The organism is Pantoea osteomyelitidis, assembly GCF_044342975.1.
Taxonomy (GTDB): Bacteria; Pseudomonadota; Gammaproteobacteria; order Enterobacterales; family Enterobacteriaceae; genus Pantoea; species Pantoea osteomyelitidis.
The window spans coordinates 495,035-514,028 of sequence record NZ_JBGFSN010000005.1; the positions used below are offsets into that span (position 1 = coordinate 495,035).

The following is an 18,994-nucleotide window of genomic DNA, read 5'->3' on the forward strand; positions in this document are numbered from 1 at the left end:
CACAGATTCGAGGCTACGGTTAACATTATGCTGAACAAAAATAAAATATTTTCACAGCGGGAGGTTAATGTGATCCCGGACGTATCAAAGGCGCTTTCCTGGCTGGAAGCGCATCCCGACGCGCTTAAAGGCATCTGCCGTGGTATTGAGCGCGAAACGCTGCGTGTAAAACCAGATGGACATCTGGCGACCAGCGGTCATCCTGAGTCTTTAGGCTCGGCGCTAAAGCACGACTGGATTACCACCGATTTCGCTGAAACGCTGCTGGAGTTCATTACGCCGGTGGATCAGGATATCGATCATCTGCTCACCTTCCTGCGCGATATTCATCGTCACGTTGCGCGCGAGTTGGGCGACGAGCGCATGTGGCCGTTCAGTATGCCGTGCATTATTGACGATGCTGACGCTATCCAGCTGGCGCAGTATGGCAGCTCTAATATCGGCCGCATGAAAACGCTTTACCGCGAAGGGCTGAAAAATCGCTACGGCGCGCTGATGCAGACCATCTCCGGCGTGCATTACAACTTCTCGCTGCCGCTTTCGTTCTGGCAGGAGTGGGCCGACGTGAAAGACAAAGAGAGCGGCAAAGAGACCATCTCCGCTGGCTATCTGCGTTTGATCCGTAACTACTACCGCTTCGGCTGGGTTATTCCTTATCTTTTTGGCGCCTCGCCAGCCATCAGCTCCAGCTTCCTGCAGGGACGCGAGAGTAAGTTGCCATTTGAAAGCAATGGTAAGGATATGTTGTGGCTGCCCTATGCCACTTCGCTGCGTCTGAGCGATCTTGGCTACACCAATAAATCGCAAAGCGGCCTGGGCATTACCTTCAATTCACTCGATGAATATGTCAGGGCCCTGAAAAGCGCCATCAAAACGCCGTCCGAAGAGTATGCGGCGATGGGCACCAAAGATGCGCAGGGCAACTGGTTGCAGCTCAACACCAATGTACTGCAAATTGAAAACGAGCTTTATGCGCCGATTCGTCCGAAACGCGTGACGCGTTCAGGCGAAGCGCCGTCAGACGCGCTGCTGCGTGGCGGCATCGAATATATTGAGGTGCGCTCGCTGGACATTAACCCGTTCTCCGCCACCGGCGTCGATGCTGACCAGGTGCGTTTCCTCGATCTTTTCCTGATCTGGTGCACGCTGGCGGATGCGCCGGAAATGAGTGCAGAAGAGCTGCTTTGCAGCCGCAAAAACTGGAACCGCGTGGTGCTGGAAGGGCGTAAACCGGAGCAGGTGATTGCGGTGGGCTGCGAAGAAGCGCAGCACTCGCTGGTTGAGGTAGGTAAAACCCTGTTCGCCGATCTGCGTCGCGTCGCCGAAGTGCTCGACAGCAACCAAGGCAGCACGCAATATCAACAAGTATGCGATCAACTGGTGGCATCGTTCGACGATCCTGAGCTAACCTATTCAGCGCGCATTCTGCAGGCAATGAAGGATAACGGCTTAGCCGGTACCGGTATTGCTCTGGCGGAACAGTATCGTCATATGTTATCGGAAGAGCCGCTTGAAGTAGTGACTGAAGATGACTTTGCCCGTCAGGCACGTGAATCACTGGCCGCGCAAAAAACATTGGAAGAGAGCGATACGCTGGAATTTGAAGCCTATCTGGCCAGCCGGGAAGGGTAGAAAAGAAAAAGGCCACGTCACTGTGGCCAAATTAACATCTCTGTTGTCAGGGATGATGATAACAAATGCGCGTCTTTCATATATTCAGACGCTGGGCGAACAGAAAAGTTTCATCGTTTATAAAAAATTTATCAAATAGAGGTGACAAAATGCCATTGTTGGATAGCTTTACCGTTGATCATACACGCATGGCCGCGCCTGCTGTACGCGTCGCGAAAACCATGAACACTCCTCATGGCGATACCATCACCGTTTTTGATCTGCGTTTTTGCGCGCCTAACAAAGAAGTGATGCCTGAGCGTGGGATCCACACGCTGGAACATCTGTTTGCCGGATTCATGCGCAATCACCTGAACGGTAAAGGCGTTGAAATCATTGATATTTCTCCGATGGGCTGCCGTACCGGCTTCTATATGAGTCTGATCGGCACGCCGGACGAGCAAACTGTTGCCACCGCGTGGAAAGCGGCGATGGGTGACGTGCTGAAAGTCAACGATCAGCGTCAAATCCCGGAGCTGAACGAATATCAGTGCGGTACTTATGAGATGCATTCTCTCGACGAAGCGCAGGATATTGCGCGTCACATCCTTTCTCATGACGTGCGTGTCAACCACAACGATGAGCTGGCGCTGCCGAAAGAGAAACTGCAGGAACTGCATATCTAGTCTGTCAGGCAGATAAAAAAGGCGACCAACGGGTCGCCTTTTTTCTGCAGCCAGCATCAGGAACCTATCGACGTTTTTAACGGCGTTAGCGGGGTGATTTTCACCTGTTTCACCATGTTGTCCTGCACGTCGAGAATATCTACGTCATAGTTGCCGACCTGCACACGCGTGTTCACTTCCGGGATCTCCTGCAGCGCTTCCTGCAACATGCCGTTAATGGTGCGGGCTTCCTCTTCCGGCAGCGTCCAGTTGAACGCCTTGTTGATTTCCCGCACATTGGCGCTGCCTTCGATCAGTACCGAGCCATCATTCTGCGGCAGCACTTCTTCCGCCAACGAGGGCGACATCGACGTGGTAAAGTCGCCGACAATCTCTTCAAGAATGTCTTCAATCGTCACCAGCCCTTTAATATCCCCATACTCATCCACTACCAGCCCCACTTTCTTTTTGTTGCGCTGAAATTTCACCAGCTGAACGTTGAGCGGCGTGCCTTCAGGCACATAGTAGATTTCGTCGGCAGCACGCAGCAGCGTCTCTTTGTTGAACTCTTTTTTCTCCGTCATCATGCGCCAGGCTTCGCGTACCCGCAGCATAGCGACGGCATCGTCCAGCGAATCGCGAAACAGCACAATGCGGCCATGTGGCGAATGGCTGAGCTGACGCATCACTGATTTCCAGTCATCGTTGATGTTGATGCCGACAATCTCATTGCGCGGCACCATGATGTCGTCAACGTTAACTTTTTCCAGATCCAGCACGGAGAGCAGCATATCCTGATGACGGCGCGACATCAGGCTGCGCGATTCGTAGACGATAGTCCGCAGCTCTTCTTTACTCAGCGCAGCGCTGGCGGAGCCATCGGTTTTGATGCCGACCATACGCATCAGAATGCGGGTGATGGTGTTAAGCAGCCAGACCAGCGGCAGCATCACGTACTGTAATGGTCCCAGCAACAGGCTGCTGGGATAAGCCACTTTTTCCGGGTAGAGCGCGGCGATGGTTTTAGGCAGCACTTCTGAAAACACCAGCACCACGAAAGTCAGCACGCCGGTGGCGATGGCCACCCCGGCATCGCCATAAAGACGCATACCCACAATGGTCGCCAGCGAGGAGGCGAGAATATTGACCAGGTTATTTCCGATCAGCACCAGGCTAATCAGGCGATCCGGGCGTCGTAACAGCTTTTCTACCCGACGCGCGCTGCGATGGCCGCTTTTAGCCTGATGACGCAGTTTGTAGCGGTTGAGGGTCATCATGCCGGTTTCGGAGCCAGAAAAGTAGGCGGAAACCAGCACCATAATAACCAGCGTAATAATCAGTGTGGTGGTTGAAACATGTTCCAACGCAGAACTTCCTTTTTAGTGAGAGGATGAAGTAAGCAGGTGCTGAAGAATGCGGCTGCCAAAATAGGCCATTGTCAGCAGCAATGCGCCGCTGCAGTTGAACCACACCACGCGGCGACCGCGCCAGCCCTCATGATAATGTCCCCAAAGTAAAACGATATAGACAAACCAGGCGGTAATAGAGAGCACTGCCTTATCGAGATTCTCGGCGCTGAACAGGTTGTGCATGTAGAACAGGCCGGTACAGAGCACCAGCGTCAGCAGCACAACGCCCACCTGGGTAATGTGAAACATCTTGCGTTCGATGCTCAGCAGCGGCGGCATATCCTGGGTAAAGACCAGCCTTTTATGCTTCAGCTGATAGTCAATCCATGCCAGCTGCAACGCATAGAGCGCGGCGATAATCAGCGTGGCGTAGGCGAACAGCGAAAGGCCGATATGAATCATCATGCCCGGCGTGGTTTCCAGGTGGGTAATAAAGGCGTTCGGCACGAAGGTGGCAAAAGCCAGATTGATTAACGCAAAGCTGTAAACAATCGGCAACAGCAGCCAGCCGCGATTGCGCGACGCCACAATGGTCATGATGGCACAAATCAGCAGGCTTACCAGCGAGCCGATATTCAGCAGGCTAAGGTTTTGCCCGCTATCGGCGGCGAAGATACGCTGCTGCAACGCGATGGCATGCGATACCAGCGCCACGAAGGCGGAAAGCACCGCCATTCGTCGCCAGCCGCTGTTACGTTTCAACAGGCTGGGAATGATCAATGCAAGGCTCAGGGAATAGGCGAACAGTGCCACTAGCGCAAAAACGGACATAAATCGTGTCAGGTATCGGTCAGATAAGGAAAAAGCAGTATAGCGCCAGCGCGGTTTTGCTCCAAACGATCTGATGGGCAATTGCAGAGATCGTCAGCGCTTCGTGTTATAATCCGCCGCATTGTGTCGCCCAGGCGGCCTCTCTATTTTTCTGAGTGAGAGACAATGTTTGATAATTTAACCGATCGTTTGTCGCAAACCCTGCGCAATATCAGCGGCCGCGGAAGGCTGACCGAAGAAAACATCAAGGAAACGCTGCGCGAAGTTCGTATGGCGTTGCTGGAGGCGGACGTTGCGCTGCCGGTGGTGCGCGAGTTTATCAACCGTGTGAAAGAGCGCGCGGTTGGTCATGATGTTAACAAAAGCCTGACCCCTGGTCAGGAATTCATCAAAATCGTCCGCAACGAACTGGTTGAGGCGATGGGCGCAGAAAACAATGCCCTGAACCTGGCCGCGCAGCCGCCCGCCGTAGTGCTGATGGCAGGCCTGCAGGGCGCCGGTAAAACCACCAGCGTCGGCAAACTGGGTAAGTTCCTGCGTGAAAAGCACAAGAAAAAGGTGCTGGTGGTTTCAGCTGACGTTTATCGCCCGGCGGCGATCAAACAGCTGGAAACTCTGGCGCAGCAGGTCGGCGTTGACTTTTGTCCTTCCGACCTGAGCCAGAAGCCGGTCGACATCGTGAAAAACGCGCTGAAAGAGGCAAAGCTGCAATTCTACGATGTGCTGCTGGTGGATACCGCTGGTCGTCTGCACATTGACGAAGCGATGATGGACGAAATCAAACAGGTTCATGCCGCGATCGATCCGGTTGAAACGCTGTTTGTGGTCGATGCCATGACCGGCCAGGATGCCGCCAATACCGCGAAAGCCTTTAACGAAGCCTTGCCGCTGACCGGCGTGATCCTTACCAAGGTCGACGGCGACGCGCGTGGCGGTGCGGCGCTCTCGATTCGTCATATCACCGGCAAGCCGATCAAGTTCATGGGCGTCGGCGAGAAAACCGAGGCGCTGGAGCCGTTCTATCCCGATCGTATCGCCTCCCGTATTCTCGGCATGGGCGATGTGCTGTCGCTGATCGAAGATATCGAGAGCAAGGTTGACCGCGAACAGGCGGAAAAGCTGGCGAAGAAACTCAAAACCGGCGACGGCTTTGATCTCAACGATTTCCTCGAGCAGCTGAAGCAGATGCGCAACATGGGCGGCATGGCCAGTCTGATGGGCAAGCTGCCCGGCATGGGCCAGTTGCCGGATAACGTGAAATCGCAGATGGATGACAAGGTGCTGGTGCGTATGGAGGCGATCATTAATTCCATGACGCGTAAAGAGCGCGAGAAGCCGGAGATCATCAAGGGCTCCCGCAAGCGCCGCATCGCTACCGGCTCCGGCATGCAGGTGCAGGACGTTAACCGCCTGTTAAAGCAGTTCGACGACATGCAGCGCATGATGAAGAAGATGAAGAAGGGCGGGATGGCGAAAATGATGCGCAATATGAAAGGCATGATGCCGCCAGGATTCCCGGGGCGTTAAGCACTTATACAATAAAAGCCGGAAAGGTTACGCTATCAGGTTGCTTTTTGCGCCAAAATGAGTAAAATTTTCGGGCTTTTTATATGGCACCCGGACCCCGTTCCTCGATGGGGGCCGGGTGTTTTATTAACTGAAGAGGATGTTATGGTAACAATTCGTTTGGCACGTCACGGCGCGAAAAAGCGTCCGTTCTATCAAGTTGTCGTTACTGACAGCCGCAATGCACGTAATGGTCGCTTCATCGAGCGCGTAGGCTTCTTCAACCCGATCGCTTCTGGTCAGGCTGAACATCTGCGTCTGGATCTGGACCGTATCGAGCACTGGGTTGGCCAGGGCGCAACGCTTTCTGATCGCGTTAACGCGCTGATCAAAGAAGCGAAAAAAGCAGCTTAATCTGTCACGGTGGTGAGCATGAGCAGACAACTTGCCGCACAGCCTCCCGCGCAGCCTGTGGTACTGGGCAAAATGGGGGCCGCTTACGGCATTCGGGGCTGGCTCAAAGTGTTTTCCTCCACCGAAGACGCCGATAGTATCTTTGACTATCAGCCCTGGTTCATCCAGCTTGCCGGCAAATGGCAGCAGGTCGAACTGGAAGGCTGGAAGCACCACAATCAGGACCTGATCATCAAAGTCAAAGGCATTGACGATCGGGATGCGGCGGCACAGTTAACCAATTGCGAAATCCTGGTTGACTCGACGCAGCTGCCTGCGCTGCAGGATGGCGATTACTACTGGAAAGACCTGATTGGTTGCAACGTAGTAAACGTCGACGGCTACGAGATGGGAAAAGTCATCGACATGATGGAAACCGGATCGAACGACGTGATGGTCGTTAAGGCAAACCTGAAGGATGCATTCGGTGTGAAGGAGCGGTTAATTCCGTTTCTTGATGAACAGGTTATCAAGAAAGTCGATCTCAATACTGGCTCGATTGAAGTAGATTGGGATCCTGGTTTTTGATCTCCGGACAAAACGGTAACGAAACGGCGAACGCGATGTGGATTGGTGTCATCAGCCTTTTTCCAGAGATGTTTCGCGCTATTACCGACTACGGGGTAACCGGCCGGGCAGTAAAAAACGGCCTGCTCAACATTCAAAGCTGGAGTCCTCGCGACTTCACGCATGACCGACACCGTACCGTAGACGATCGTCCTTACGGCGGCGGACCGGGAATGTTGATGATGGTGCAACCCCTGCGGGACGCCATCCACGCAGCGAAAGCGGCGGCAGGAGAGGGTGCTAAGGTGATTTATCTTTCACCTCAGGGGCGCAAACTCGACCAACAGGGCGTTTGCGAACTGGCGACCAATCAGAAGCTTATTCTGGTATGCGGTCGTTACGAAGGGATCGATGAGCGCGTGATCAAAACCGAAATTGACGAAGAGTGGTCAATCGGTGATTACGTGCTTAGCGGTGGGGAACTGCCTGCAATGACGCTGATTGACTCCGTCGCCCGGTTTATTCCTGGCGTACTGGGCAAACAGGCGTCAGCCGAAGAGGACTCGTTCTCGGATGGCCTGCTGGATTGCCCGCACTATACCCGCCCTGAAGTGTTAGAAGGCATGGAGGTCCCGGCAGTGTTGCTGTCAGGAAACCATGCAGATATTCGCCGCTGGCGCCTGAAACAGTCGCTGGGCCGTACCTGGCTGAGAAGACCTGAACTTCTGGAAAACCTGGCTCTGACTGAAGAGCAAGCAAGGTTGCTGAGTGAGTTCAAACGTGAACATCAGCAGCAACAAAACGATGATGCGGAAGAGTAATCTTCCCTAAATATCAGTTTACCCAGGATAAGAGATTTAATTATGAGCAACATTATCAAGCAAATCGAACAAGAGCAGATGAAGCAGGACGTACCTTCCTTCCGCCCTGGCGACAGCGTAGAAGTGAAAGTATGGGTCGTTGAAGGTTCTAAAAAACGTCTGCAGGCATTCGAGGGCGTGGTTATCGCTATTCGTAACCGCGGTCTGCACTCTGCATTCACTGTTCGCAAAATTTCTAACGGCGAAGGTGTTGAGCGTGTCTTCCAGACTCACTCACCGGTAATCGACAGCATTACCGTTAAACGTCGTGGTGCCGTGCGTAAAGCCAAACTGTACTACCTGCGTGAGCGTACTGGTAAGTCTGCTCGTATTAAAGAGCGTCTTAACTAAGAGCTCGCGTAAGCGACATCTTAAAGTTAATAGCAAACAAGGGGTTGGCGTGATGCCAACCCCTTTTTTTATGACGATGACCACAAACTGGCTGCAGCGGCTCAGCGTTTATCACCATGATGGCGATGAATATGGTAGATCGCCGTATTGACCGGGCCGCTTTCAAGAATGATCAGCCCGTAGCGACAGTCAATAAATTGCGCGCCGCAGCGTTCAGCAACGGCACGGCTGGCGCAGTTCTCTTCCGCCGCCAGAATCTCTATCAGCTCAACACCGGGACGTTGAAAGCCCAGGGCAACAAGCTGAGCGACCGCCTGCGTGGCGACACCCTGTCGTTGCGCATCGCTCCGTACCCAGTAGCCAATTGCGCTAAACTCGGCGCGGTTGCGAGCGAAGCGGATACCTGCGCCGCCCAGTAAACGCTGTTGCTGATCCACAATCGCGAACTCTTCCGCCAGGCCCGCTTTTCGCTGCATCTGGGTAAAGTGGATCCAGCTCTCAGCTTCCTCTTCACGATAACTTTCATGTGCCCACGTCATCCAGGGAAGCAACGTATCCAGCGAGGCATTTACGGCCTGGGTAAATGCCGGAATGTCGGCAGACGTGAACGCGCGCAGTTGGATTACAGGTTTTTCTCCGGCCATTTTTATTCCAGATTAAAGCGATAACAGAAAGTTAGCGTAACAAGAGCCGCGGTTTTGATGGAATCATGATATGTGTAAATAATATTTTACATATAGAATATCTAATTATAGCAGTATAGATAAATAACTTATTGAATTTTATAGTTTTAAATAAATATTATCAAGCGAGCTTATTCTTATGGTAATAAAAGTGTACAGCTACGGATTGCAACCTTTACGATGTGTGATAGAGTGATGCCCATCCTTACTGAGGATCAGACGAACGCCTAACGAGTGAAAAGGATCGTAACCATGCAGAAAGACGCGCTGAACAACGTGCATATCGCCGACGAACAGATTTTAATCACGCCGGAGGAGCTGAAAGCTAAATTTCCGCTCACCGCGCAGCAGGAAGCGCAAATCGCCGCTTCCCGCCAGACAATTTCTGACATCATCGCAGGGCGCGATCCGCGTCTGCTGGTGGTCTGCGGCCCTTGTTCGATTCACGATCCGGAAGCCGCTCTTGATTATGCGCGTCGTCTGAAGATCCTCTCTGAGCAGTTGCAGGATCAGCTCTATATCGTTATGCGCGTCTATTTTGAAAAACCCCGTACTACCGTAGGTTGGAAAGGGCTGATCAACGATCCCTACATGGATAACTCGTTTGATATGGAAGCAGGCTTACACATCGCACGTCAGCTGCTGGTTAACCTGGTGGAAATGGGATTGCCGCTCGCCACCGAAGCGCTCGATCCCAACAGCCCGCAATACCTGGGCGACCTTTTCAGCTGGTCCGCTATCGGCGCGCGTACCACCGAATCGCAAACCCATCGCGAAATGGCGTCTGGTCTCTCTATGCCGGTCGGCTTTAAAAACGGCACCGACGGCAGCCTCGGCACCGCCATTAACGCCATGCGCGCCGCCGCCATGCCGCACCGTTTTGTTGGAATTAACCAGGCTGGGCAGGTCTGTCTGCTGCAAACCCAGGGCAACCCCGACGGACATGTGATTCTGCGCGGCGGCAAAGCGCCAAACTACGGGCCGGAAGATGTCGCCAGGTGTGAAAAAGAGATGCTGAAAGCGGGACTGCGCCCGGCCTTGATGATAGATTGCAGTCATGGTAATTCTGATAAAGACTTTCGCCGTCAGCCCGGCGTAGCCGAATCGGCTGTCGCCCAGATCAAAGATGGAAACCGCTCCATTATCGGCCTGATGCTGGAAAGCCATATCCATGAAGGCAACCAGTCTTCTGAACAGCCGCGCAGCGAAATGAAATATGGCGTTTCCGTTACCGATGCCTGCATTAACTGGGAATCCACGGAAACGCTGCTGCGCGAGATCCATCAGGATCTGCAGGGAGTGCTGTCGGCGCGTCTGTCACACGAGGTGTAATAAGCAATGGTTGCTGAACTGACCGCGCTACGCGATCAAATTGATGAAGTTGATAAGGCTCTGCTCGATCTGCTGGCGAAGCGGCTTGAGCTGGTCGCCGAAGTAGGGGAAGTTAAAAGCCGTTACGGTCTGCCGATTTATGTGCCGGAACGTGAGGCGTCGATGCTGGCGTCACGGCGTAAAGAGGCGGAAGCGCTGGGCGTGCCGCCCGATTTAATTGAAGACGTACTGCGTCGCGTCATGCGCGAATCCTATTCCAGCGAAAACGACAAAGGTTTCAAAACGCTCTGTCCGACACTGCGACCGGTGGTAATCGTCGGCGGCAATGGTCAGATGGGACGTCTGTTTGAAAAAATGCTTACCCTTTCCGGTTATCAGGTCAAAATTCTCGATAAAAATGACTGGGATCGCGCGAAATCACTGTTAAGCGACGCCGGTATGGTAATCATCAGCGTACCGATTCATTTGACCGAACAGGTGATCGCGCAGCTGCCGCAACTGCCGGAAGATTGCATTCTGGTCGATCTGGCTTCGGTGAAAAACCGTCCGCTGCAGGCGATGCTTGCTGCCCACGCCGGGCCGGTGCTGGGATTGCATCCGATGTTTGGTCCCGACAGCGGCAGCCTGGCGAAACAGGTGGTTGTCTGGTGTGATGGCCGTCAGCCGGAAGCCTATCAATGGTTTCTGGAGCAGATTCAGGTGTGGGGCGCGCGCTTACATCGCATCAGCGCGGTTGAGCACGACCAGAACATGGCGTTTATTCAGGCGCTGCGTCACTTCGCAACTTTCGCCTACGGCCTGCATCTGGCGGAAGAGAACGTCAATCTCGATCAACTGCTGTCGCTCTCATCACCAATTTATCGCCTTGAGCTGGCGATGGTGGGGCGCCTGTTTGCGCAGGATCCACAGCTTTACGCGGACATTATTATGTCTTCTGAAAGCAATCTGGCGCTGATTAAACGTTACTATCAGCGTTTTGGCGAGGCGATTAAACTGCTGGAGCAGGGCGATAAGCAGGCGTTTATCGACAGCTTCCGCCGCGTCGAGCACTGGTTTGGCGATTACGCCAAACGCTTTTTGCTGGAAAGCCGCAGCCTGCTGCGATCGGCGAACGACAGTCGCCCCTGAGCAGAGAAGGCGTCACTGAGGATGCTGGCACACACAAACCACGGATAACCCGCGCAGACAAGTTATCAAAATCTTAAAGGCATCCCTGAGGATGCCTTTCTTTTTCAGCGGGGCTCGACTGGCACCACATTTTCGCCCGGATAGCAGCCAAGCACCTTGAGTGAGCGCGTCAGCTTACCCAGCTCCTGCAGCGCCTGCTGCATACTCTCCGAGCGCAGATTGCCCTGCACGTCAATGTAGAACATTTCTTCCCAGGGATTACCGTTAATCGGTCGCGACTCCAGCTTACTCATAATCAGATTATGCTGGCGCAAAACCAGCAGCGCTTCTACCAGCGCGCCGGCCTGCTGCCCGGTCGCCATAATTAGTGTGGTTTTCGCCGGCACCTGTTCAGAAACATCAACCGGCTTACGCGCAAGGATAATGAAGCGCGTGATATTCTGCTGCTGATTGGCGAGATTGCGCTCCAGTACCTGCAGCTGGTAAAGCTCTCCGCCCGCTTCACTGCCCAGCGCCGCCGCTTTTGGCGAGTTAAGCGCGGCGACTTTTTCCATTGCTGCGGCCGTGCTTTCGGTATATTCGATTTTCCAGTGCGGATAACGGTTAATGAACTGACTGCACTGCTGGAAGGGTTGAGGATGGCTGTAGACCGTTTCAATCTGCTGCAGGTCGGTGTTTCCGGCTACCAGCACGCAGTGTTCAATAGGAATGGTCATTTCCCCGATGATAGACAAGCTGGTCTGCGGCAGCAGATCGTAAACCTCATTAATCGAGCCGGAGCTGGTATTCTCGATAGGCAGCACCGCATAATCCGCCTGTCCTGACTCTACCTGATGAATAATATCCTGAAATTTCAGACAGCCGCTTTCGACCATATTATCGAAGTGGCGAGCCGCATATTTGCGCGCGGCCAGATGGGAGTAAGATCCTTTCGGTCCAAGAAACGCGATACGTGCTGCCTCTGCATGGGTATGGTTAAGGTTTTTTTGCAGCAGGGCCTGCTGAGTCAGCACTGAATCTTCGATAACCAACTGGAAAAGACGGGTAATGTAGTGCGCGTCAAGCTGATGTTTCTGGCCGAGAGAGATCAGATGTTCCAGCAATGCGCGCTCACGCTCAACGTCACGAATCGGGCGGTGCGTGGCCATTTTCGCCTGGGCTACTTCAATCGCCAGCGAACGCCGCTCGGCTAACAGCGTCAGTAACTTTTCATCGACAGCGCTGATTTTGTCACGCAGCGCCAGTAACGGATTATCGGGATTCATAAGGCTCACCTGTAAGCTGTCCAATAAAAAAGCCTCCCGGTTGGGAGGCTTTGTTGTTCGTCTTCGCATTTCTTTTCACATGACGAATTGCCTCCCGTTCAGGGGAAGGTAAAAAAGAATGCGAAGAAAAACGGCAGTTGTTTCATGATGATTTCCAGAGATAAAGTGACCTGAGAGTAACCGTACTGATTTAACCCTGTCAATAAAAAACGCGCCCGCAGGCGCGTTGTTTCAGGATCCTTTACTTAATCCGCCGGGATGAAATCTTTCACGCCTGCGGTCGCGCGACGCGCCTCCCCTTTATGCTGCACCTTATTCAGCTGGCGTTCCAGCTTAGAAATAAGTTCGTTAATCGCGGCGTACATATCTTCATGTTTTGCGCTGGCCACGAGCGTGCCGTTAGGAGTGTTAATGGTGGCGTCGGCCACAAATTCTTTTGGCTCTTTTGAAAGCACTATGTGCGGGTTTATCAGATCGGTTTGCCATTTTTCCAGCTTGGTAAGACGCTCCTGGACATGATTGCGGATAGCCGCAGTGATTTCCATTTGTTTGCTGGTAATGTTCAGAATCATTATTCATACCTCTCTGTCATTTCCGTCTTGGTAGAGCCAGCATACCGTGCAGAGAGCTAATTTGTGTGATCTGCGTCACGAAAAAACGTCACTTTTTGTCAATGTTGGTGATTTGTGCAAAACCGACAAAAAGTATCGTAAAAAACTTGAAGTAGCCCGACGGCAGGTACATGATTGATAAGTTAACCCCGCCGTAAAAAAACGCTATTGCCTGATTTTCAGGCAAAAAAATGGCAGCCCGCTGGCTGCCAGATTCGTCAATCTTACTTACGACGCCGCATTGTTCGCCGCAATAATTTTCGCCACTTTATCCGCTTCGCCATTTAGCTGTAACTGACGATACGCATTTTCCATCAGCGGCAGAGCAGTGCGCGTGGCCTGTGTATCCGGGAAATCACGCATCATGCCTTCCACACGGTTAACAACAGCGACATAGGCCCCGCGCTTGGTATAGAATTGCGCCACGGAAAGTTCATACTTCGCCAGACGATCCTTGAGATAGACCAGACGCTTCTGCGCATCGGCAGCGTATTGGCTGTTGGGGTAACCGCGCAGCAGCTGAGAAAAATCCCGGAAAGCGTCGCGGGCATGGGTCGGATCGCGATCGGAACGGTCAATGCCAAAGAAGCCCTGCAGTGCAGAATCATCCAGCGCCATATCCGTCAGACCTTTCATATAGATGACATAGTCGATGTTCGGATGAGTGGGATTGAGACGCATGAAACGTGCAATCGCCGCCTGAGCCAATGGCAGATCGGCATTTTTGTAGTACGCGTAGATCAAATCCAGCTGTACCTGCTGGGCGTAAGGGCCGAACGGGTAGCGGTTATCCAGCGCTTCCAGTTGCTTAATCGCGGCTTTAAAGTTACCGTCCTGCAGCTTTTGCTGAGCGTTAGCATAAATTTCAGAAGGCGGGCTGTCCGGCACTGTATCCTGTGAGCCGGAACAACCCAGCAAGGCCAGGCTCAGAGTGGCGACAGCCACCAGATGTTTCATACGCGTCATGACGAAATGATTATCCTCAAAATGTTATGGCGGAAGCTGTCCGTATAGCTCCCGGTAATGACCAGGTACGATAGCACATTATATTAAACGGCATCGCCGTGAAAACCCAACGTTAACGAAGAAGCTGTCTATGGCACAACAAGTTCAACTCACCGCAACGGTATCCGAATCACAACTCGGGCAACGCTTAGATCAAATTTTGGCGGAATTGTTCCCTGATTATTCACGTTCCCGCATAAAAGAGTGGATCCTCGCGCGTCGCGTCACCGTCAACGGTACGGTTATCGACAAGCCGAAAGAGAAAATGCTCGGCGGTGAGCATGTGGCGATTAACGCCGAAATTGAAGAAGAACAACGCTGGGAAGCGCAAAATATCGCTCTGGATATCGTATATGAAGATGACGATATTCTGGTTATCAACAAGCCGCGCGACCTGGTCGTTCATCCGGGAGCAGGCAATCCGGATGGTACGGTGCTGAACGCGTTGCTTTACCACTACCCGGCGATTGCTGACGTGCCGCGTGCCGGTATCGTACACCGCCTTGATAAAGATACCACCGGTTTAATGGTGGTGGCGAAAACCGTCCCGGCGCAAACCTATCTGGTAGAGATGCTTCAGCTGCGCGAAATTACCCGTGAATATGAGGCGGTTGCGATCGGCACCATGACGGCGGGTGGCACGGTAGAGGAACCCATTTCGCGCCACTCCACCAAGCGAACCCATATGGCGGTGCATCCGATGGGTAAACCTGCGGTCACTCACTATCGCATCATGGAACATTTCCGCGCGCATACGCGTCTGCGTCTGCGTCTGGAAACGGGCCGCACGCACCAGATTCGCGTTCATATGTCGCATATTAACCATCCGCTGGTGGGCGATCCGCTATATGGCGGCCGTCCGCGTCCGCCGAAAGGGGCTTCCGACGACTTTATCGCCACGCTGCGCGGCTTCGATCGCCAGGCGCTGCACGCGACAATGCTGCGTCTCTATCATCCGATTACCGGTATCGAGATGGAATGGCATGCGCCGCTGCCGCAGGATATGGTTGATTTGATCGACGCGTTGAAAGCCGATACGCATACCTTCCGCGATCAGCTGGACTGGATGTGAGTGCCTTAATCATTCCTCAATGGCCCGCGCCAGCTAACGTGCGCGCCTGTTCAACTACCCGAACAGGCGGCGTCAGCCCGGCGCCGTGGTCATCGTTAAATCTTGGCGGACACGTTGGCGACCAGCCCGCCGCCGTTGCAGCTAACCGCCAGCGTTTAGTCGAGCTGGCGCAGCTTCCCGCTATGCCGCACTGGCTGGAACAGGTGCACGGCACCGAAGTGGCGAGGCTAAGCGCGGCGCGGCAGACCCCGCTGCGTGCCGACAGCGCTGTGACGCGGGAACCCGGCGTGGTATGCGCAGTAATGACGGCCGACTGTCTGCCGGTGCTGTTCTGTTCCGCGGACGGCAGCGAAGTTGCTGCTGCACATGCCGGATGGCGCGGCCTGTGCGCCGGGGTGCTGGAAAAGACTCTGGCGCAATTTCACTGTGAGCCGCAGGAGATTTATGCCTGGCTTGGCCCGGCAATCGGGCCTGCGGCATTTGAAGTGGGCGGAGAAGTCCGCGACGCTTTTCTGACGCAGGATCCACAGGCAGAACAGGCTTTTCGCCCGGCAGGCAATAAATATTATGCGGATATCTGGCTGCTGGCGCGTCAGCGTATGCTGGCGGCAGGCATCCGTTCTGTCAGCGCTGAGGCGCGCTGCACCTTCAGTGAAAGCAACGATTTTTTCTCTTTCCGACGCGATGGCACTACCGGCCGTATGGCAACTTTGATCTGGCTGATATAACCTTACGCCTCAGGACGATCCAGGTAGCGTATTTTTCGCTCACTTTGACAGGTCATTAACCTTGAAAATTTGAGGGATGACCTCATTTAATCTCCAGTAGCACCTTGACCTGTCATGGGAGGAATCATGCGTCTGGATCGTCTTACTAATAAATTCCAACTCGCCCTTGCTGACGCCCAGTCACTTGCGCTGGGGCAAGACAATCAATTCATCGAACCTTTGCATCTGATGAGCGCGCTGCTCAACCAGGAGGGGGGATCGGTCCGTCCACTGTTATCTTCTGCCGGTATTGATGTAGCTGCATTACGCAGCGGCATCGAGCAGGCAATCAATCGACTGCCGCAGGTGGAAGGCGCCGGAGGCGATGTACAGCCGTCGTCCGATCTGGTGCGCGCGCTTAACCTGTGCGACAAGCTGGCGCAAAAGCGCGGCGACAACTTTATATCATCTGAACTCTTTGTTCTGGCGGCCCTCGATTCACGTGGCTCGCTGGCGGATCTGTTGAAATCCGCTGGCGCGACCAATGAAAAACTCACCAAGGCCATCGAGCAAATGCGTGGAGGAGAAAACGTGAGCGATCAGGGAGCTGAAGATCAGCGCCAGGCATTAAAAAAATACACCATCGATCTTACCGAACGCGCCGAGCAGGGCAAACTCGATCCGGTAATTGGGCGTGATGAAGAGATTCGCCGCACTATTCAGGTGTTGCAACGCCGTACCAAAAATAACCCGGTGCTGATTGGCGAACCGGGCGTCGGCAAAACCGCGATTGTTGAAGGCCTGGCGCAGCGTATTATCAATGGTGAAGTACCGGAAGGACTGAAAGGTCGCCGCGTGCTGGCGCTGGATATGGGCGCGCTGGTGGCTGGCGCGAAATATCGCGGCGAGTTTGAGGAGCGTCTGAAAGGGGTGCTTAACGACTTGTCGAAGCAGGAGGGCAACGTCATCCTGTTTATTGATGAGCTGCATACCATGGTCGGCGCCGGTAAAGCGGATGGCGCGATGGATGCCGGCAATATGCTGAAACCTGCGCTGGCGCGCGGCGAACTGCATTGCGTAGGTGCAACCACTCTGGACGAATATCGTCAGTATATTGAGAAAGATGCCGCGCTGGAGCGTCGCTTCCAGAAAGTGTTCGTGGCTGAGCCGAGCGTGGAAGATACCATCGCCATTTTGCGCGGGTTGAAAGAGCGTTATGAGCTGCATCATCACGTTCAGATTACCGACCCGGCTATCGTCGCTGCCGCTACGTTGTCGCATCGCTACATCGCCGATCGCCAGCTGCCCGATAAGGCGATCGACCTGATAGATGAGGCGGCCTCCAGCATCCGTCTGCAGATTGACTCTAAACCGGAGCCGCTGGATCGCCTTGAGCGCCGAATCATTCAGCTAAAACTGGAGCAGCAGGCGCTGAAGAAAGAGTCTGACGAGGCCAGTATCAAACGGCTGGAGATGCTGGAAAGCGAACTTGACCAGAAAGAACGTGAATACGCCGAGCTGGAAGAGGAATGGAAGGCGGAGAAAGCCTCTCTTTCCGGCACGCAAAATATCAAGGCGGAGCTGGAGCAGGCGCGTCTTTCTCTGGAACAGGCGCGACGTGTAGGCGACCTGGGGCAGATGTCTGAGCTGCAGTACGGAAAAATTCCGGCGCTGGAGAAACAGCTGGCTGCAGCCACGCAGTCAGAAGGCAAAACCATGAAGCTGCTGCGCAACCGCGTTACCGACGTAGAGATCGCCGATGTACTGGCGCGCTGGACCGGCATTCCTGTGGCCCGCATGATGGAAGGCGAGCGTGACAAGCTGCTGCGTATGGAACAGGAGCTGCATAGCCGTGTAATTGGTCAGAATGAAGCCGTTGAAGCGGTATCCAATGCGATTCGCCGCAGCCGCGCCGGCCTTTCCGATCCGAATCGTCCTATTGGTTCGTTCCTGTTCCTTGGTCCGACCGGCGTAGGTAAAACTGAGCTCTGTAAAGCATTAGCTAATTTCCTGTTCGACAGCGATGACGCAATGGTTCGTATTGATATGTCGGAGTTTATGGAAAAACATTCAGTCTCTCGTCTGGTGGGTGCACCACCCGGATATGTGGGATATGAAGAGGGCGGCTATTTGACAGAAGCTGTGCGTCGTCGACCCTATTCAGTCATTCTGCTGGATGAGGTTGAAAAAGCGCATCCTGACGTCTTTAACATTCTGCTGCAGGTGCTGGACGATGGCCGTTTAACGGATGGGCAGGGACGTACGGTCGATTTTCGCAACACCGTCGTGATCATGACCTCGAACCTGGGTTCAGACATGATTCAGGAGCGTTTCGGCGAGCTGGATTATGCCGATATGAAAGATTTAGTGATGACAGTTGTCAGCCACCATTTCCGCCCTGAGTTTATTAACCGTATTGATGAAGTCGTCGTGTTCCATCCGCTGGGAGAAAAACATATTGCTTCTATTGCGCAGATTCAGCTGCAGCGACTTTATAAACGTCTGGAAGAACGAGGATATGCGCTGCACATTTCAGACGAGGCGTTAAAAGTCTTGGGCGAGAATGGTTACGATCCGGTATACGGCGCGCGACCATTGAAACGCGCCATTCAGCAGCAGATCGAAAACCCGCTGGCGCAGCAGATCCTTTCTGGAGCATTGGTGCCTGGTAAAACCATCAATATGGATGTGAAGGATGGAGCAATTGTGGCTGATCAGTAATATTCATTGCTTTGAACGGGCCTTCGGGCCCGTTTTCTTTGCTGCTTCACACGATTTTGATGGTTATTGCAGCGGGTTGCCTGTAAAATGAGCGGTTGTGCAAAAACTTTAAAATAGCGCTTGTCAGGGAAAACGAACTCCCTATAATGCGCCTCCATCGACACGGAACAACGGCTTCACAGCCACCGGGTTGAGAGGTTCAGGAAACGCTGAACCGCCGGAGGAAATCGCTGAAAAAAGTGGTTGACTCCGAAGGAGAGTAGCGTAATATACGCCACCTCGCGACAGACGGTTAACCCGCTGGTCGCACCGCTCTTTAACAATTTATCAGACAATC

The 18,994-nt window shown here is 53.6% G+C and carries 19 protein-coding genes and 1 other annotated feature; of the genes, 12 read left to right on the forward strand and 7 right to left on the reverse strand.

Annotated features, from left to right (window positions below; genetic code table 11):
* Positions 1-27: 27 nt before the first annotated feature.
* Together gshA and luxS are read left to right on the forward strand one after the other, a co-directional pair.
* The gene (gene gshA, locus ABU178_RS15950; protein WP_397216636.1) at positions 28-1,632 is read left to right on the forward strand and encodes a glutamate--cysteine ligase; all 1,605 of its coding nucleotides are present in this window, start codon (positions 28-30) and stop codon (positions 1,630-1,632) included.
* Between the two features lie 149 nt (positions 1,633-1,781).
* A complete protein-coding gene (luxS, locus tag ABU178_RS15955; protein WP_397216637.1) occupies positions 1,782-2,297 on the forward strand; it encodes an S-ribosylhomocysteine lyase in 516 nt (171 codons plus the stop codon).
* A 56-nt stretch (positions 2,298-2,353) separates the two neighbouring features.
* Here the strand turns inward: luxS and ABU178_RS15960 are convergent, their stop codons facing one another.
* Entirely contained in the window at positions 2,354-3,640 is a 1,287-nt protein-coding gene (locus ABU178_RS15960) for an HlyC/CorC family transporter (protein ID WP_397216639.1), read from the reverse strand.
* Between the two features lie 15 nt (positions 3,641-3,655).
* A complete protein-coding gene (locus ABU178_RS15965; RefSeq protein WP_397216641.1) occupies positions 3,656-4,456 on the reverse strand; it encodes an inner membrane protein YpjD in 801 nt (266 codons plus the stop codon).
* 165 nt (positions 4,457-4,621) lie between these two features.
* Between ABU178_RS15965 and ffh the strand changes: the two genes are divergently transcribed.
* From ffh to rplS, 5 genes are all read left to right on the forward strand, one after another.
* Positions 4,622-5,983 carry a signal recognition particle protein gene (ffh, locus tag ABU178_RS15970; protein WP_397216643.1) on the forward strand — a complete coding sequence of 454 codons (1,362 nt, stop codon included), beginning with the start codon at positions 4,622-4,624 and terminating at the stop codon, positions 5,981-5,983.
* A gap of 144 nt (positions 5,984-6,127) precedes the next feature.
* Entirely contained in the window at positions 6,128-6,376 is a 249-nt protein-coding gene (gene rpsP, locus ABU178_RS15975) for a 30S ribosomal protein S16 (RefSeq protein ID WP_397216644.1), read from the forward strand.
* 18 nt (positions 6,377-6,394) lie between these two features.
* A complete protein-coding gene (gene rimM, locus ABU178_RS15980) occupies positions 6,395-6,943 on the forward strand; it encodes a ribosome maturation factor RimM (RefSeq protein WP_397216646.1) in 549 nt (182 codons plus the stop codon).
* 35 nt (positions 6,944-6,978) lie between these two features.
* The gene (gene trmD, locus ABU178_RS15985; RefSeq protein WP_397216648.1) at positions 6,979-7,743 is read left to right on the forward strand and encodes a tRNA (guanosine(37)-N1)-methyltransferase TrmD; all 765 of its coding nucleotides are present in this window, start codon (positions 6,979-6,981) and stop codon (positions 7,741-7,743) included.
* A gap of 42 nt (positions 7,744-7,785) precedes the next feature.
* Positions 7,786-8,133: a 50S ribosomal protein L19 gene (gene rplS, locus ABU178_RS15990; RefSeq protein WP_031374778.1), complete on the forward strand. Its 348-nt coding sequence runs from the start codon at positions 7,786-7,788 to the stop codon at positions 8,131-8,133.
* A 101-nt stretch (positions 8,134-8,234) separates the two neighbouring features.
* Here the strand turns inward: rplS and ABU178_RS15995 are convergent, their stop codons facing one another.
* Positions 8,235-8,777, reverse strand: a complete 543-nt coding sequence (locus ABU178_RS15995; RefSeq protein WP_397216651.1) for a GNAT family N-acetyltransferase — start codon at positions 8,775-8,777, stop codon at positions 8,235-8,237.
* Positions 8,778-9,068: 291 nt separating this feature from the next.
* Between ABU178_RS15995 and ABU178_RS16000 the strand changes: the two genes are divergently transcribed.
* The gene (locus tag ABU178_RS16000; protein WP_397216652.1) at positions 9,069-10,148 is read left to right on the forward strand and encodes a 3-deoxy-7-phosphoheptulonate synthase; all 1,080 of its coding nucleotides are present in this window, start codon (positions 9,069-9,071) and stop codon (positions 10,146-10,148) included.
* A gap of 6 nt (positions 10,149-10,154) precedes the next feature.
* On the forward strand, positions 10,155-11,276 hold the full coding sequence (tyrA, locus tag ABU178_RS16005; protein ID WP_397216654.1) for a bifunctional chorismate mutase/prephenate dehydrogenase: 1,122 nt from the start codon (positions 10,155-10,157) through the stop codon (positions 11,274-11,276).
* Positions 11,277-11,380: 104 nt separating this feature from the next.
* Here the strand turns inward: tyrA and pheA are convergent, their stop codons facing one another.
* From pheA to bamD, 4 genes are all read right to left on the reverse strand, one after another.
* Positions 11,381-12,541 carry a bifunctional chorismate mutase/prephenate dehydratase gene (pheA, locus tag ABU178_RS16010; RefSeq protein ID WP_397216656.1) on the reverse strand — a complete coding sequence of 387 codons (1,161 nt, stop codon included), beginning with the start codon at positions 12,539-12,541 and terminating at the stop codon, positions 11,381-11,383.
* 22 nt (positions 12,542-12,563) lie between these two features.
* Positions 12,564-12,688: a sequence feature (Phe leader region), on the reverse strand.
* Complete coding sequence (gene pheL, locus ABU178_RS16015; protein WP_125294913.1) at positions 12,640-12,687, reverse strand: pheA operon leader peptide PheL; 48 nt, start codon at positions 12,685-12,687, stop codon at positions 12,640-12,642. (Overlaps the previous feature by 48 nt.)
* A gap of 98 nt (positions 12,689-12,786) precedes the next feature.
* Positions 12,787-13,113, reverse strand: a complete 327-nt coding sequence (gene raiA, locus ABU178_RS16020; protein ID WP_397216658.1) for a ribosome-associated translation inhibitor RaiA — start codon at positions 13,111-13,113, stop codon at positions 12,787-12,789.
* Between the two features lie 267 nt (positions 13,114-13,380).
* Entirely contained in the window at positions 13,381-14,118 is a 738-nt protein-coding gene (bamD, locus tag ABU178_RS16025) for an outer membrane protein assembly factor BamD (protein WP_397216660.1), read from the reverse strand.
* Between the two features lie 130 nt (positions 14,119-14,248).
* Between bamD and rluD the strand changes: the two genes are divergently transcribed.
* The 3 genes from rluD (at position 14,249) to clpB (ending at position 18,657) form a co-directional block, all read left to right on the forward strand.
* Positions 14,249-15,229 (forward strand): 23S rRNA pseudouridine(1911/1915/1917) synthase RluD, encoded by a 981-nt coding sequence (rluD, locus tag ABU178_RS16030; RefSeq protein WP_397216661.1) that lies wholly within the window; start codon positions 14,249-14,251, stop codon positions 15,227-15,229.
* The gene (gene yfiH / locus ABU178_RS16035; protein ID WP_397216663.1) at positions 15,226-15,957 is read left to right on the forward strand and encodes a purine nucleoside phosphorylase YfiH; all 732 of its coding nucleotides are present in this window, start codon (positions 15,226-15,228) and stop codon (positions 15,955-15,957) included. The genes rluD and yfiH overlap by 4 nt, the downstream gene beginning before the upstream one ends.
* Positions 15,958-16,083: 126 nt before the next feature.
* A complete protein-coding gene (clpB, locus tag ABU178_RS16040; protein WP_397216665.1) occupies positions 16,084-18,657 on the forward strand; it encodes an ATP-dependent chaperone ClpB in 2,574 nt (857 codons plus the stop codon).
* Positions 18,658-18,994: the final 337 nt, after the last annotated feature.

Excerpts from the sequence above, each read along its gene's own strand:
- gshA (WP_397216636.1), top strand. The coding sequence starts at position 28 with ATGCTGAACAAAAATAAAATATTTTCACAGCGGGAGGTTAATGTGATC.
- luxS (WP_397216637.1), top strand. The coding sequence starts at position 1,782 with ATGCCATTGTTGGATAGCTTTACCGTTGATCATACACGCATGGCCGCG.
- ABU178_RS15965 (WP_397216641.1), bottom strand. The coding sequence starts at position 4,456 with ATGTCCGTTTTTGCGCTAGTGGCACTGTTCGCCTATTCCCTGAGCCTT.
- ffh (WP_397216643.1), top strand. The coding sequence starts at position 4,622 with ATGTTTGATAATTTAACCGATCGTTTGTCGCAAACCCTGCGCAATATC.
- rpsP (WP_397216644.1), top strand. The coding sequence starts at position 6,128 with ATGGTAACAATTCGTTTGGCACGTCACGGCGCGAAAAAGCGTCCGTTC.
- rimM (WP_397216646.1), top strand. The coding sequence starts at position 6,395 with ATGAGCAGACAACTTGCCGCACAGCCTCCCGCGCAGCCTGTGGTACTG.
- trmD (WP_397216648.1), top strand. The coding sequence starts at position 6,979 with ATGTGGATTGGTGTCATCAGCCTTTTTCCAGAGATGTTTCGCGCTATT.
- rplS (WP_031374778.1), top strand. The coding sequence starts at position 7,786 with ATGAGCAACATTATCAAGCAAATCGAACAAGAGCAGATGAAGCAGGAC.
- ABU178_RS15995 (WP_397216651.1), bottom strand. The coding sequence starts at position 8,777 with ATGGCCGGAGAAAAACCTGTAATCCAACTGCGCGCGTTCACGTCTGCC.
- ABU178_RS16000 (WP_397216652.1), top strand. The coding sequence starts at position 9,069 with ATGCAGAAAGACGCGCTGAACAACGTGCATATCGCCGACGAACAGATT.
- tyrA (WP_397216654.1), top strand. The coding sequence starts at position 10,155 with ATGGTTGCTGAACTGACCGCGCTACGCGATCAAATTGATGAAGTTGAT.
- pheA (WP_397216656.1), bottom strand. The coding sequence starts at position 12,541 with ATGAATCCCGATAATCCGTTACTGGCGCTGCGTGACAAAATCAGCGCT.
- raiA (WP_397216658.1), bottom strand. The coding sequence starts at position 13,113 with ATGATTCTGAACATTACCAGCAAACAAATGGAAATCACTGCGGCTATC.
- bamD (WP_397216660.1), bottom strand. The coding sequence starts at position 14,118 with ATGACGCGTATGAAACATCTGGTGGCTGTCGCCACTCTGAGCCTGGCC.
- rluD (WP_397216661.1), top strand. The coding sequence starts at position 14,249 with ATGGCACAACAAGTTCAACTCACCGCAACGGTATCCGAATCACAACTC.
- clpB (WP_397216665.1), top strand. The coding sequence starts at position 16,084 with ATGCGTCTGGATCGTCTTACTAATAAATTCCAACTCGCCCTTGCTGAC.